This window comes from Sporosarcina koreensis, assembly GCF_001531445.1.
GTDB lineage: Bacteria > Bacillota > Bacilli > Bacillales_A > Planococcaceae > Sporosarcina > Sporosarcina koreensis_C.
Genome location: NZ_LQYA01000016.1, coordinates 1 through 13770, shown reverse-complemented (window position 1 = coordinate 13770; position 13770 = coordinate 1). Strand labels below are relative to the sequence as shown.

Below are 13770 nucleotides of genomic sequence, written 5' to 3'. Positions count from 1 at the left end.
TTGTCGATCGTTCATTCTTCTTTCGATTGATGGGGATTGTGGCGACGCCAGTGGCGGTTTGGCGAGTATATATCATGTTTGAATATGGTTAAAAGCAAAAAAGCTCATGAATTAAACTAGAGGGACTGTAAATTCGTCACCTTTAAGAAAACAACTTTCCTCAGTAATCTATAAATAAATGGGAACAGGACACCCTGACTAGATACATTTACTTTTCCTCTTACGGTGTTTTTTCACTTCTGTTTTCCTGCCCTACCTCCACTAATATATCTTCCAAAAGGTCAAAAATGGCTCTGCTCTTATTTTCCGTAATCACTCAACCCTTCCTTTATACATGTTGATTCATCAACTTTGATAGTTGGGAAGTACCCTATGTTTATTTGTGAAAATGCTCTTCCTTTGACGAATAAACTTTTCTCTGGATAATTCAACACGAGGTTGTTAAATTCTTTCCACTCTAAACGAATAATTTTTTAAATATTGACAAAAGTAAGCTGAGTATGTATGTTAGTTTTAAACGATAGAAATTTAAAGGAGGGTATCCTATTAAATTAGGCGTTATACATTACAAAATAATAATTACGTTGTTACTGCTGATTATTTTACTAGGTATTCTTTATAATATTTCTTTTAATAAACCAAAAAACTCTATAGAACTATACCAGTACATCAATAATTCACAGAACTATAATCAGGCAAGAAAGCTTTCAAGCGCTGGATATGCAGACCAATTTAACATTGAAGTATATGAAAATATTAAAAGTAAAATAGAACCGTCAAAAATTAGACAGTTCACCATACTGGAATATGAGGATGGTTCCGAATCTATCTTTATCGAAACAACTCCGGGAACTACAAAATTAAAGGTTTTAAACGTCGATGAATTACCGGAAAGTACATCAGACTTTTTCAAAACGACGTTCACGAATAAATAAAAAGATATAAAAAGGATGACTTCCAAAGAAGCCATCCTTTTTTTACGAAGATCATTAAAATAGTTTAATTGTTTCCTCCCATTTTGTATCTTTGTATTCCATACAAAATGATATCATCCGGGTGTTTCCAATTTGATTGAGGTGAAAATCTTGATTCTCGTTTACCATTCCTATCGTTGTAGTAAACTACATCATACCAATCATTTTTATGCCAGAGCGCCCATACATCATTAACGATTACAAGGTACTGATCACTATGGTGATAAGCATCATACCACCCACTTAATGGAGTAGTTATCTTGCTCGATGCAAAGGTGACTCCTAACGATCCTAATAAAACACCAACTGCTACAATTGGAGCTCCCCACACTATTGTAATAGCGGTAGCAATTACTGATATCGCTACTCCTGTAGCCCAGTCATACATGTATTTCGTAGTTTTCACAATAGTGCTTTCAACATACAAATGACCGACATAAGGATCGTATCCATTTCTCCCAGATTTAACCCACGTCATTCCCCCAGGAACTGCTTTTGTTTCTATCTTATCAGGTGTGATTGATGGTTCTACTTTTTCTATAAGTTCTTCTAAATTGTATGTTTTAATATCTGCAAACTTGTAATTAGACTGATTTAGAGTGCTTAAAGATGTTTTTGGAATTGGATTTTCCAAAATGTAATTTACTATTTTAGTTGCATTGGTATCTTTGGTTTTCTTTGCGATTGAATAATCCGTCAACATGCCATTTACATATGTGTTGACACGTAATTCAAATTCGTTGTCAATATACTCTAATTCTATTTTGTTACCAAGTTCATCATGAAATACTTCGTTGTTGTTGTTCAGATTGGTACTACCAGCGGCATTGGAAACAGAAGGCGAAACTGTTGTGAAAACAAGTAAAACTCCCAAAAGCAGAGTGAATAGTTTCTTCATTTTAGGTAAAATAAAACCAAAATGTGCATAGTACAATGCACATGTTGGATCGATTGTAAGAATGATTATCGAATGGTTTTCAATGCTGTAGCCCAAGGGGTGACTTGGTCGAGCATTTGATTCACTGAAGAAGCTTGTATTTCTGCTGGTTTGAAGTCTGTCATGTTTTCAAAATCAGTGAATAGGGATAAAGCTGGGTGAACACGAACGTCCGCTATGGATAGTTCAGCTAAGATGCCGCGTAAATGTTCTGCTGCACGAGCGCCACCGACTGAACCGTACGATACGATGCCAGCTGCTTTGTTGTTCCATTCTTCACGAAGGAAGTCTAATGCGTTTTTAAGAGCACCGGTAATGGAGTGGTTGTATTCTTGAACGATGAATACGAATCCATCTTGTTTTCCAACGATTTCTGACCATGCTGCCGCGCCTGAAGCGTCGCTTCCCGGCTCGCCTAGCAGCGGCAATTTGTAATCTGCGATATCAATTATTGTATAGTTAGCGTCTCCGCGTTGATCTGCCAATTCTTTTACCCAAGCACCAACTTGTGGGCTCACACGTCCATCACGAGTTGATCCTAAAATAATACCGATATTTAAATTTGTCATTGGTTGTTCCTCCTGTTGTTTAGATCCAAAAATTTTATCAAAAAGTTTCATCTCTTAAAACTCCATATCTTTACAAGTACTCTTTTTCAATGTTCTTTGTACTGCGAACTGTGTCGATCGGTCGTACAAGGCCTTCGATTGTCTCGCGTTTGTTTTCAAAGAATGGCGGCAACGATAGTTTTTCGCCAAGCGTTTCATATGGCTCGTCGCCCATGAACCCAGGGCCATCCGTTGCCAATTCGAACAGAATCGAAGGTGCGACTCTTGTATATAATGAGCCGAAGAAATAACGGTCAATGAAGCCTGAATTCGGCATTTGGAAGCTTTGCAGACGTTTTTGCCATGCCTCTATTTCGTTGCGGTCCTCTACACGGAATGCTGTGTGGTGGACAGTGCCGAATCCTTGTCGCGCATCTGGCAGTATAGTGTTATATTCAACGACTACTTGAGCACCATTGCCGCCTTTGCCCATTTCAAAGAGGTGGAATGATTCTTCTTGTGCAATTTCCTTCATTAAAAATACTTCCTCCAATGTTTCTTTTACGTGATCGAAGTAAGAAGTACGGATATGGATGGGTCCGAGCCCTGTAATCGCAAACTCCAAAGGAATCGGCCCTTTTTGCCATGGTGTTCCTGATTCTACTCCTTCATTGAACTCATCAGAAATGAGTTGGTATTGCTGATCGTCAAAGTCCACGAATGACAGGATCTTTTTACCGAATTGCTCCTGGATGCCTTTATGCTTCACGTCAAACTTGTCAAAGCGTTTCACCCAATACGCTAATGCTGCATCACTCGGTACACGGAAAGATGTTTTTGAAATCTCGTTTGTTCCGTGTACTCCTTTTTGAATTCCGGGGAAATCAAAAAATGTCATGTCTGTACCTGGATTGCCTGCATCGTCTGCGAAAAACAGATGATATGTTTGAATATCATCTTGGTTCACAGTTTTCTTTACTAGGCGTAAACCTAGTGTATATGTGAAGAAATCATAGATCTTCTCTGCACTGCTCGTAATGGCTGTTACGTGGTGAATACCTTTTAATTGATTCATATCAGTTTCCTCCTTGAAATTGTCTTGAATCCAAGATACATAGTTAAAAAAATTGTTAGTTCTTCAACTAACGTTAGCTAGGCTCATTGAGTCGGTTTATATTAAATTATCTTTAATTCGAGATAATAATAACATGCTCATTATTTTACGTCAATAATTTTGTGTAACAGTGAATGAGCACGAACAACATGAAGGTTTCGGTAAAATACGTTTATGCGGACCTTCATGATTTCCTAATTAGTCAACTGGCCTTGGACCCGCGGGTTTTCCACTGTTTTCGACCGTCATGATTGGTCGGACAGTAATATCTCCTTCCACACGTATTTGACAAGATAAACGCAAGCAATCATCAATTAACAGGTCGTCGATCCCTTTATTCGCAAAGGCATTCTTTTCTTTATGAGTCACCTCTAAATAATCACCTGCCAAAACCTCTACCCTGCAAGTCGTACATATGGCATTCCCTCCGCAGCGATGAAGGATATTTACACCGTTGTCCTCCAATGCCAAAACTAGCTTCTTCCCCATTTCAACTTCAAATGTATCTCCGCCAACTACAGTCACGTAAGGCATATTACACCACCTCGAAATTAGTAATTCCAACTGGCCTTGACTATAGTTATTCACATACTTGGAATCCTTAAGACATGAAAAGCATGAATATTTTAGAGGGCTGCTATTGCGCAAAGAGAAACTGTAGTTGGTATAACTACAAATGCTTGATTGACCTGATGGCAATATAAAAAGGGTGTCACATAAAGATAGATTCCCTATCTTTATGGACAACCCTTATCTATTAGTTAGGTTTCTTTGCAATCAATTCGATTTCCACGTCTGCACCCAGTGGCAATGCTAAAACGGCTACACATGTCCTCGCAGGATATGGTTTAGCAAACTTCGTTGCATATACCTCATTCATTGCGGAGAAATTATTCATATCCGTTAAATATACGTTCACTTTTACAACATCATCAGGGGTGAGATTAGCTGCTTCCAACGCCTCAAATAAAAGATCGAAGCACAGCTCTGTTTGCGCGCCGATGTCACCTGCCATATTTTCCGCCGAAGCAGAATTCATTGCAGTTTGCCCTGATAAATAAACTAAATCGCCTGCATCTACCGCAGCCGAATATGGACCTGATGCTGTGGAGCCCTTTACTTCATAAGCTTTTCTTGCCATCATAATTCCTCCTTTATTTATGAGCTGATTGTCCAATGTAAGAATAAATTTGAACAATCAAGCAATCCAAGATTAACTGCAACCGTTAATGTTGAATTCCTTGATTGTTCCCGTTGTTTTTTCGTTTATAGAAGTTGTGTATCTCTCATCATAGCGTAATCATTACCCTTTGTATAGAATTTGAGTGTTTTCATCATACGAACTTCCTATTGTCGGCGAATATCGTTTATGTATGTTTGCAAGGCCGAGGTTATTGGATATAGAAGAAAGATGAGGCACATAATAAAGAAAACAAGTTCGCACGTTGATGAATAATAAAAGCGATTCAGTAGAACATACAAGGGCGAAATGGACTTGTTCAAGGAACAAAAATGCTCATTCAACCTGATCAGGGGGGAGATTCGATTGGAGGAACTCAATCGAGAGCAATTAAAAAAGGAAGGCTTTAATGACGATATTTTACCGACAAAGCCGGAAGAACGAAATTGGAGCATCGGAAATTTTGCGACAGTATGGATGGGTTCCGTACATAATATCCCCAACTATATTGCTATCGGTGGACTATTTGCTTTAGGTTTGTCTGTTGGGCAAGTTTTCGCCGCAATTATGAGTGCATCCATTATTATATCGGTAGTAATGGTATTAAATGGGCAGGCGGGGTCTAAATACGGACTGCCCTTTGCTATGCTGATCCGAGCATCTTTTGGAACGAAAGGTGCAATGGTTCCAGGGGTATTGAGAGGGGTAATTGCTGCAATCATGTGGTTTGGTTTTCAAACATATGCAGGAAGCCAAGCCTTGTCCATACTAATCGCCAAGCTTTGGCCGTCATTTTTGACATTAGGCGAGGATTGGAACCTTTTAGGGTTGTCGTTGCCGGCGCTAATTTCATTTTTGCTGTTTTGGCTCTTCAATGTTGCGTTAATTTATGGGGGTATGAATTTTCTGGGGAAGTTTACAAATATTCTTTCCCCGCTTGTGTACATTGTTTTTGGTGGCATGGCGATTTGGGCGATTAAATTAGCTGGAGGGATTGGCCCGATTTTGGCCTATACAGGTACTGGCGTCAGTGGCAATCCAGTCGTCGTCTTTATAGCGGCAATCACTGCAGTCATTGCTGCTTGGGCAGCTCCGATGGTAAATGTAGCTGACTTCACAAGATTAGCCAAATCCACAAAGAGCCAGGCGATTGGACAAACAGTCGGTTTAGTTGTGACATATTTATTGTTTGCTGTCGCCAGCATTTCGATTATCGTAGGGTCTGAAATTGCGTTTGGTACACCTATTTGGAATGTGCTCGATGTCGTTGCCCGATTTGACAGTACGTTTGCAATTGCGATATCAGTCCTCACACTTTGCTTAACGACTTTATCGGTGAACGTGACGGGGAATATTGTCCCTGCTGGTTACCAATTGGCATCGCTGTTCCCAAAAAAGCTTACATTTAAATCGGGAGCAACAATCGCTGCTGTCATTGGGGTGCTTGTTCTACCTTGGAAATTGATGGAGAATGCGACAAGCATCTTTACATTCTTGAATATCATTGGTGGTTTATTAGCCCCTATCACGGGTGTGATGCTTGCCCATTATTTTGTAGTTTCAAAAACTGAACTAAACTTGGGTGAATTGTATTCGAAGAATGGAAAATACAACTCTAAAAACGGATTTAATCAAAATGCGATCATAACACTAGTGATTGCAGGTTTGCTTTGCCTGATCGGTAATTTTGTCCCGTTCTTTAAGCCGCTTTATGATATGTCGTGGTTTGTTGGTATCATATCAGCGTTTATCCTTTATAGCATACTGCATCTGCGAAGAAGTAAAGCAATCGAATGAATGCAAAAGCAGCTGGACATAAGGGTTTATCCATATCCATTGCAAGAGGGTTTTTATGACATCGGCTTTATGTCTGCTATATGGTGGCTATTCTGCCTTTGGGGAAGCAAAATTAATTCAAATCTGGAGGGGTTTTACATGAAAAATTACGATTTAATCATTAAAAATGGAACGATTGTGACGGCAGATTCAACAGAAAAAGGAGATATCGCCGTCAAAAACGGAAAGATTATTGAAGTGGCTGTCGGCAAGCCGCTCGAAGCAACGGCGGTCAAGGAGTTAAATGCAGAAGGCCTTCATGTTTTTCCGGGTGTCATTGACTCTCATGTCCATTTTAACGAGCCAGGCAGAACAGAGTGGGAAGGTTTAGAGACGGGGAGCAGAAGCTTAGCTGCCGGTGGAGCAACATCATTTTTCGATATGCCGCTAAATAGTACGCCTCCGACGATCAATAAAGCCAATTTAGAAATGAAGCGTGCATTGGCAGAGGAAAAATCCATCGTGAATCCATATTACTGGGGCGGCCTTGTGCCGGAAAACTTGGCCGATTTAAAGGATCTTCATGAAAATGGCGTTATCGGATTCAAGGCATTCATGTCGCCGAGTGGAATTGATGACTTCCACAATGTAGATGATGAAACAATCTATAAAGGAATGAGGGAGATTGCATCCTTGGGCTCCCTTTTAGCCGTTCACGCTGAAAGTACGGTTATGTGCGAACAGCTTGCAGAGGAAAGAATCGGTCAAGGCAGAGTTACGGCAAGAGATTATGTCGAATCGCGTCCGGTCATTTCGGAAATTGAAGCGGTACGAAGAATTCTTTCTTATGCAGAATTGACAGGCTGTAAACTTCATATCGTGCATGCAAGCAGCCGGAAAGTCGTGGAAGTGATCAATGATGCGAAACAAAGAGGCGTCGATATAACAGTTGAAACATGCCCACATTATTTGTCATTGACCATAAAAGATTTAGAAGAGCAAGGCGTCCTCGCAAAATGTGCCCCTCCACTAAGAGACCAAGAAGAAGTGGATGATTTATGGACAGCAGTCGCGAACGGAGAAATCGACACGATCGGTTCCGACCATTCCCCGGCGCCGGCGTCGATGAAAGTGATATCGGATAATATTTTTGATGGATGGGGAGGAATTTCGGGAGCTCAGTCCATGCTGAATATTCTTTTGACGGAAGGGCATTTCAAGCGGAATCTTCCATTGGAGAAAATTGTGGAACTAACTGTAACAAACCCTGCTAAGATATTCGGACTGACAACGAAAGGGACGATTGCAGCTGATTATGACGCTGATTTGACTCTTGTTGACTTGAACGAAAGCTTTGAACTGAAGAAGGAAGATCTGTTTTACCGTCATCAGCATTCACCTTACGTCGGCAGGACTTTCAAAGGAAATGTGAAGACGACAATTGTAGGCGGAGAGATCGTGTTCGAAAACGGACAACCAATACAAAAATAAAAAATTGGTGGGATATTGCTTTTTAATACCTGTTAAAGGGGAGGGGGAATTGTTACTGTGGCGTCAAAGGAAGCACGACCTCAATTGCAACAGAAAGGGAAATTCATGATTCCCTATTGGTGGAAAGTAGTTTTTGCATTCACGCTAGGGTGGATGTTCATTAATGCTAATAAATATTTCTTAAATCCCATTTTAGATAATATCGGTTTGGAATATAACCTGAATAACTCCCAGCTTGGGCTCGTCAACAGTATATTCTTTTTGACGTACACGATTGCACAAATCCCAGCCGGAGCTTTCAGTGATAAATTCGGAAGGAAAAAATTACTTGTCATCGGGTTCGTTTTATATGGGATTTTAACGGGCGTCAGTGGTCTTATGGCCGGCTTCACAGGCTTTTTGGTAGCTCGTGCGCTTGCGGGGCTCTCTTCCGCAACCTATTATGGGCCGCAATTCGCCCTGTCGTCTGAAGCGATTCCGGAAAAGCATCGAACTGTCGGCAGTGCCATTATTAACAGCGGATCAGGAATCGGAATCGCCTTCGGATTTATTTTATCGAGTACATTAGTTTTGGATATGGGAATGAAATGGACTGTTCCCTTTTATATCTTTGGGGTGCTGACGGTTCTTGTCGGACTCCTCATTGCGGCATTAGTTAAGGAAAAAAATCCGGATACCGTAAAAGAAAGGGAACAATTAGAGAAGACGGCTCATAATGGAGAAAAGATTTCTGTGATTTCATTGCTCAAAAACCGCAATCTGCTCATTACTTTCCTCGTCTTATTTTGTTCCATTTACGGCTTTACGGTCGTGGTCACATGGTTGCCGAAGTTTTTGGAGACAGAAAGAGGTTTCCACGGCAGTCAGGTCGGTTTAATATCTGCCTTGGTTCCATTGGCTTCCATACCAGGGGCGCTTGTAGCAAGTTATATATCAGATCGCTTAGGCAGGAAGAAGCCTTTCGCTTTCGTGCTCATTCCCATTGCGGCATTCGCATTATGGGCAACCGTGTATGTTCATAGTACGGCCTTGCTGATCACAGCGTTATTGGTTTATGGACTATTTGGCAAGATTGCGCTCGATCCGTTGCTGATTGCATCTGTTTCTGAAAACGTCCGTCAATCGGCGTATGGGATCGCCTTCAGTCTTTATAATTTCATTGGTATGATTTCGTCGGTTATCGCACCTTGGTTTGTCGGCTACCTTGCTGATAAAACAGGCAGCATGACTGCAGGATTTTACTCGGCGGTCATTGTGCTTGCCATTGGGTTCGTTCTGATGATGTTCTTTAAAGAAGGACCTAAAGCAACAGCGATGGATGCATAAACATGTAAAGGTAAAATGATTTATATTAAAAATTCAAAAGGGGCGGATGAATGTGGATACTATAACACGTGAAATTGCTCACCTCGAAGGTTGGTTAGCGGAATACGGTAAAGATCCTGAGGGAGGCGTTACCCGTTTACTTTATACAAAAGAGTGGGTTGAAGGGCAAAAAGCACTGGAAAAGTTAATGCAAGAGGACGGATTGACGACGCGTTTCGATGAAATCGGAAATTTATTCGGCCGTTTAGAGGGCAGTGCGTATAAAGATGAAACCATTTTAACAGGGTCACATGTTGACACCGTTAAAAATGGGGGAAAATTGGACGGTGCATTTGGGATTTTGGCGGGCATTTTAGCCATCCGTCTTTTAAAAGAAAAATATGGCCAGCCTCTCCGTAATCTCGAGGTCGTTTCGTTTGCAGAGGAAGAAGGAAGCCGTTTCCCTTATGCTTTCTGGGGATCGAAAAACTTCGTTGGTATCGCAAAGAAAGAAGATGTTGTAGACATAACGGATTTTAACGATGTTCCTTTTGTGGAGGCTATGAGGAAAGCCGGTTTTAATTTTAGAGATGAATCAAATACATTTCGCAATGATTTGAAAGGATTTGTTGAAATCCATATTGAACAGGGAAATGTGTTGGAGAAGGAAGGAAAAGACATAGGGGTTGTTCATAGCATTGTCGGACAACGGCGTTTTACGATCGAAGTGACGGGTGTCGCAAACCATGCAGGGACTACGCCGATGGGGTATCGTAAAGATGCTTTATTTGCCGCTAGCCAAATGATTAATGGGGTCATCAACAGGGCGAAAGAATACGGTGATCCACTCGTTGCGACAGTCGGCAAAATTGAAGTAAAACCGAATACCGTAAACGTTGTTCCAGGGGAAGCGTTATTTACATTTGACGTTCGGCATACGGAAAAAGAGGTCCTCGTAAAGTTTACGGAGGAACTGACAACGATCATCAAGAGGATTGCGGCTGATTCAGGTGTAGAGACGACTATTGATATGTGGATGGATGAGGATCCGATTCCTATGGATAAACAAATCGTTGAAACCATTGAAAAACAAGCGAAAGAAAATGGATTCAATTATAAAGTGATGCATAGCGGTGCAGGCCATGATTCACAAATTATTGCGCCAGTCGTGCCGACAGCGATGATCTTCGTGCCGAGTCGTGAAGGAATCAGTCATAATCCTTTGGAATATACAAGCCCGGAACAATTGGCAGTGGGTGTTCAAGCATTGATGAGCTCCTTGTATGCATTGGCTTACATGGAATGAAAATTTATATGTAGTAATCTCCCGAAGAGGCGCAGAAAAGTCATTGATTTTTCTACGTCTTTTTTGATGTTGATGAAATCCTGAAGACGTTTGGGCTCGTCCAGCATGAATAAATTCAATGGATTGATACAAACTGAAGAACAAGCGGTGGCTGATAAATGGTTAAGGAGGTGCATCCTAATGAACCAAATAAATTGTGATTTTTCACCGATGAAAGAAATATTGAAAAAGGATATTCGTGAAATCATAGCAACCTTACAGAAAAATTTAGAAGCAATCGGTAACGAAAATGATTGTCTGCTTAGCGATTTCGAGAAAGTTAAAGAAGAATTTTTGGACGTCGAGATGAAGGCCGCTACATTTTATTTAAATTGCTATTTATCTCCTTTTACGGACAAATATCCGGAGTTGTCAATTTGCATACAAAACATGTCGAAGAGGAGACATGGTGGCTTAATCGTCATCCAGAGGGAAAATCCACTTGAGCCCTTGATAAAATCGGGCATTCCTATACAGGCAGAAGTGTCCCATACTTTATTGGAATCAATTTTTTTCCCAGGGAGCCCACTTCATGACGGGGCAGTTTTGATCAATCGTAATCTTATTGTTTCCGCGGCGAATGTCCTTCCATTGTCAGGCAGAAATGCTGGAGATAAAAAACTTGGCATGCGGCATCGGGCGGCGTTAGGTTTATCTGAACAAAGTGATGCCCTTGTACTCGTCGTATCCGAGGAGACGGGGAAGGTCTCATTTGCTCTAAATGGAACCCTTTATCCTGTAACGACTTACGGTTCTAGTTGATTGCACTAACATACAGAAGGGAACATGTCATTGCGACATGTTCCCTTCTGTATGTTAGCACCTTATAACCATTTTTCGGCCCATGCCTCTACAGCCTTAAGGGCTTTCCCCAATTCATTCCCTTTTCTTGTTAAGGAATATTCGACTCGTACAGGACGGTCTGTAATGACATTCCTGAGAATAATGCCGCTTTCCTCAAGTTCTTTTATCCGTTCGTTAAGCACGCGCTTACTCAAATCGGGAATATAAGCATGAATCTCACTAAACCGTTTCGGTTCGTCGAGTAGTGAGTGGATAATAAGACCTATCCACTTCTTCCCGATTAATTGATAAGAATGTTCCACTTTGTCACATAGATGTGGTTGATGATTTGTTTCTTCCAAATTTCTCACCCCTTAGTTTGTACGTTATTTATTATCATAGTACTTTTAATAACCAACTATTCAAGCCGTTCATCGTTGTTCTCTATATATATTATTTAGTATAACCCAATTAATAGGAGTTGTACACGGATTTAATTCCTTTAATTTAATGGCTAAGTTACGATATTGGCTTTTATCAAGTTGAGAAGTATAGGTTTGTAGAAGTTTTAACAAATTCGACACATTCGTGTTGACTAAAAGTAACCTAGAGTATATTATTCGACTATGAAGTTCGATTGTTACTAAAAGTAACCGATCTCTTTATATAGATAGACTTGCTGATTCGAAATAAGTAAGGAGGGATTCGATTGGATCAGATCAATCGAGAGAAACTTCCGCTTTCCATTGGTACGAGCTGACAGCATTAGTTGACAGGTCCAAAAGGATATACTATTATTATCTTGAATTCAAGATAATTAAAAAGGAATGGTTGCATGGATCGTCAAACGATTGAATGTTACGAAGAAGATTTGTCGCTAAAGATATTTATTGTCCTATCCAGGGCGTTGCAAGAAATAAAAAAGCGTGCAGAAGAGGATGTAAAATGTTTGGGATTGAATCTGACCGAGTTTTCCGTTCTAGAGCTGATCTACAATAAAGGGGACCAGCCGATACAAAAAATCGGCGAAAAAGTATTGATTGCAAGCAGCAGCATTACTTACGTTGTAGATAAACTCGAAAAGAAAAAGCTGATCGAAAGAAAACCCTGTCCTAAAGATCGTCGTATCACGTATGCTGCTATAACACTAGAAGGATATGAATTGATGAGCGATGTCTTTCCAAAGCATAAGGCGGCAATGAAAGAAATTTGTGGTGGATTGAATGCTCAAGAAAAAGAACTTTTGATCGAACAGCTGAAAAAATTAGGCTATCATGCACAAAACATTTAAATTTTTTTAATCCGATATCTCGAATTCAACATTTATTAGTTTGACATAAATGGGGTATGATATGAAGATTTGTTGATAACTCTTTAACAAAGAGTGAAACGAAGTAACGACAAAACAAGTGGCATCCACTACGTCACCGCGATTGTCGGGCATCCACAAGAGAATGTGGGAGTTTACGCCGGAATCTTAGAGTAATCGTCACTCTTCCCTTCAGGAAAATCGTAAAGCCGACAGGGGAATAAAATCTCTCCCAGAGGGTAATTATAAGAATAGTGCTGTACTGAAAAAATTTCGCAGCTGATTCTTATAAGGTTTATAAATTAAAAGAAGCAGGTGTGAAAATGAGTTTTTTATCTAAACTATTTGGAAAAACAAAGGAGACAGAAAAAATGACAAATGTAAAATTAGCAGTAGTTTTTTATAGCATGGGCGGAACAAACTATCAAATGGCAAAATGGGCAGCTGAAGGAGCAAAAGAAGCAGGTGCTGAAGTAAGAGTATTAAAAGTACAGGAGCTAGCTCCACAATCAGTAATCGATGGAAACGAAGCTTGGAAATCCACTGTTAACGCAACAAAAGACGTTCCAGTCGCTACATCAGAGGATCTTGAATGGGCAGATGCGGTCATCTTCAGTGTACCGACTCGATTTGGAAATATGCCATCACAAATGAAGCAATTCCTTGATATCCAAGGCGGGCTATGGGCGAGCGGCAAGACGATTAATAAAGTAGTAAGTGCTATGACTTCTGCACAAAATCCACATGGCGGCCAGGAAGCTACATTGCTATCCCTATACACGTCCATGATGCACTGGGGTGCTATTATTGCAACTCCTGGTTATACTGATCCAGTTTTATTTGGAGCAGGCGGAAATCCTTACGGGACAAGTGTAACAGTCGGCCAAGACGGCAAAATGATCGAGGATGTGCAAGCGGCTGTTAAGTACCAAGCAAAACGCACAGTTACAGTTGCAGAGTGGGTTAAAAAAGGAAACGAATAAGAATTTATTGAAGGGATTGTCCAGG

The 13770-nt window shown here is 40.6% G+C and carries 13 protein-coding genes and 1 pseudogene; 8 read left to right on the top strand and 6 right to left on the bottom strand.

Features of this window, described 5'->3' with window-relative positions:
* Window positions 1–999: 999 nt before the first annotated feature.
* The 5 genes from AWV70_RS03695 to AWV70_RS03675 form a co-directional block, all read right to left on the bottom strand.
* The gene (locus AWV70_RS03695) at window positions 1000–1968 is read right to left on the bottom strand and encodes a hypothetical protein (RefSeq protein ID WP_153009890.1); all 969 of its coding nucleotides are present in this window, start codon (window positions 1966–1968) and stop codon (window positions 1000–1002) included.
* Window positions 1938–2531: an NADPH-dependent FMN reductase gene (locus tag AWV70_RS03690; RefSeq protein WP_060204486.1), complete on the bottom strand. Its 594-nt coding sequence runs from the start codon at window positions 2529–2531 to the stop codon at window positions 1938–1940. The genes AWV70_RS03695 and AWV70_RS03690 overlap by 31 nt, the downstream gene beginning before the upstream one ends.
* Before the next feature lie 19 nt (window positions 2532–2550).
* The gene (locus AWV70_RS03685) at window positions 2551–3534 is read right to left on the bottom strand and encodes a ring-cleaving dioxygenase (RefSeq protein ID WP_060204484.1); all 984 of its coding nucleotides are present in this window, start codon (window positions 3532–3534) and stop codon (window positions 2551–2553) included.
* A gap of 237 nt (window positions 3535–3771) precedes the next feature.
* Entirely contained in the window at window positions 3772–4107 is a 336-nt protein-coding gene (locus AWV70_RS03680) for a 2Fe-2S iron-sulfur cluster-binding protein (protein WP_060204482.1), read from the bottom strand.
* A 223-nt stretch (window positions 4108–4330) separates the two neighbouring features.
* Window positions 4331–4714 (bottom strand): RidA family protein, encoded by a 384-nt coding sequence (locus AWV70_RS03675; RefSeq protein WP_201024310.1) that lies wholly within the window; start codon window positions 4712–4714, stop codon window positions 4331–4333.
* Window positions 4715–5119: 405 nt separating this feature from the next.
* Here AWV70_RS03675 and allW point away from each other — a divergent pair, with 405 nt between their 5' ends.
* The 5 genes from allW (at window position 5120) to cdaS (ending at window position 11432) form a co-directional block, all read left to right on the top strand.
* Entirely contained in the window at window positions 5120–6550 is a 1431-nt protein-coding gene (allW, locus tag AWV70_RS03670) for an allantoin permease (protein ID WP_060204478.1), read from the top strand.
* Window positions 6551–6688: 138 nt separating this feature from the next.
* A complete protein-coding gene (locus tag AWV70_RS03665) occupies window positions 6689–8020 on the top strand; it encodes an allantoinase (RefSeq protein WP_060204476.1) in 1332 nt (443 codons plus the stop codon).
* Window positions 8021–8077: 57 nt separating this feature from the next.
* The gene (locus tag AWV70_RS03660; protein WP_235588538.1) at window positions 8078–9346 is read left to right on the top strand and encodes an MFS transporter; all 1269 of its coding nucleotides are present in this window, start codon (window positions 8078–8080) and stop codon (window positions 9344–9346) included.
* A gap of 46 nt (window positions 9347–9392) precedes the next feature.
* The gene (allC, locus tag AWV70_RS03655) at window positions 9393–10631 is read left to right on the top strand and encodes an allantoate deiminase (RefSeq protein WP_060204474.1); all 1239 of its coding nucleotides are present in this window, start codon (window positions 9393–9395) and stop codon (window positions 10629–10631) included.
* Window positions 10632–10811: 180 nt separating this feature from the next.
* Entirely contained in the window at window positions 10812–11432 is a 621-nt protein-coding gene (cdaS, locus tag AWV70_RS03650; RefSeq protein ID WP_060204472.1) for a sporulation-specific diadenylate cyclase CdaS, read from the top strand.
* A 62-nt stretch (window positions 11433–11494) separates the two neighbouring features.
* Here the strand turns inward: cdaS and AWV70_RS03645 are convergent, their stop codons facing one another.
* Complete coding sequence (locus AWV70_RS03645) at window positions 11495–11815, bottom strand: winged helix-turn-helix transcriptional regulator (protein ID WP_060204470.1); 321 nt, start codon at window positions 11813–11815, stop codon at window positions 11495–11497.
* 473 nt (window positions 11816–12288) lie between these two features.
* Here AWV70_RS03645 and AWV70_RS03640 point away from each other — a divergent pair, with 473 nt between their 5' ends.
* The 3 genes and pseudogenes from AWV70_RS03640 to wrbA all read left to right on the top strand — a co-directional run bounded on the left by AWV70_RS03640 (window position 12289) and on the right by wrbA (window position 13745).
* Window positions 12289–12744: a MarR family winged helix-turn-helix transcriptional regulator gene (locus tag AWV70_RS03640; RefSeq protein ID WP_060204467.1), complete on the top strand. Its 456-nt coding sequence runs from the start codon at window positions 12289–12291 to the stop codon at window positions 12742–12744.
* A 93-nt stretch (window positions 12745–12837) separates the two neighbouring features.
* Window positions 12838–12933: pseudogene (locus tag AWV70_RS24330) on the top strand (ring-cleaving dioxygenase); the annotation flags it as partial.
* Window positions 12934–13133: 200 nt separating this feature from the next.
* Complete coding sequence (gene wrbA / locus AWV70_RS03635; protein ID WP_060204492.1) at window positions 13134–13745, top strand: NAD(P)H:quinone oxidoreductase; 612 nt, start codon at window positions 13134–13136, stop codon at window positions 13743–13745.
* Window positions 13746–13770: the final 25 nt, after the last annotated feature.

Coding starts and splice junctions, on each gene's coding strand:
- AWV70_RS03690 (WP_060204486.1), bottom strand. CDS start 2,531: ATGAAACTTTTTGATAAAATTTTTGGATCTAAACAACAGGAGGAACAA.
- AWV70_RS03685 (WP_060204484.1), bottom strand. CDS start 3,534: ATGAATCAATTAAAAGGTATTCACCACGTAACAGCCATTACGAGCAGT.
- AWV70_RS03680 (WP_060204482.1), bottom strand. CDS start 4,107: ATGCCTTACGTGACTGTAGTTGGCGGAGATACATTTGAAGTTGAAATG.
- AWV70_RS03675 (WP_201024310.1), bottom strand. CDS start 4,714: ATGGCAAGAAAAGCTTATGAAGTAAAGGGCTCCACAGCATCAGGTCCA.
- AWV70_RS03665 (WP_060204476.1), top strand. CDS start 6,689: ATGAAAAATTACGATTTAATCATTAAAAATGGAACGATTGTGACGGCA.
- allC (WP_060204474.1), top strand. CDS start 9,393: ATGAATGTGGATACTATAACACGTGAAATTGCTCACCTCGAAGGTTGG.
- cdaS (WP_060204472.1), top strand. CDS start 10,812: ATGAACCAAATAAATTGTGATTTTTCACCGATGAAAGAAATATTGAAA.
- AWV70_RS03640 (WP_060204467.1), top strand. CDS start 12,289: ATGGATCGTCAAACGATTGAATGTTACGAAGAAGATTTGTCGCTAAAG.
- wrbA (WP_060204492.1), top strand. CDS start 13,134: ATGACAAATGTAAAATTAGCAGTAGTTTTTTATAGCATGGGCGGAACA.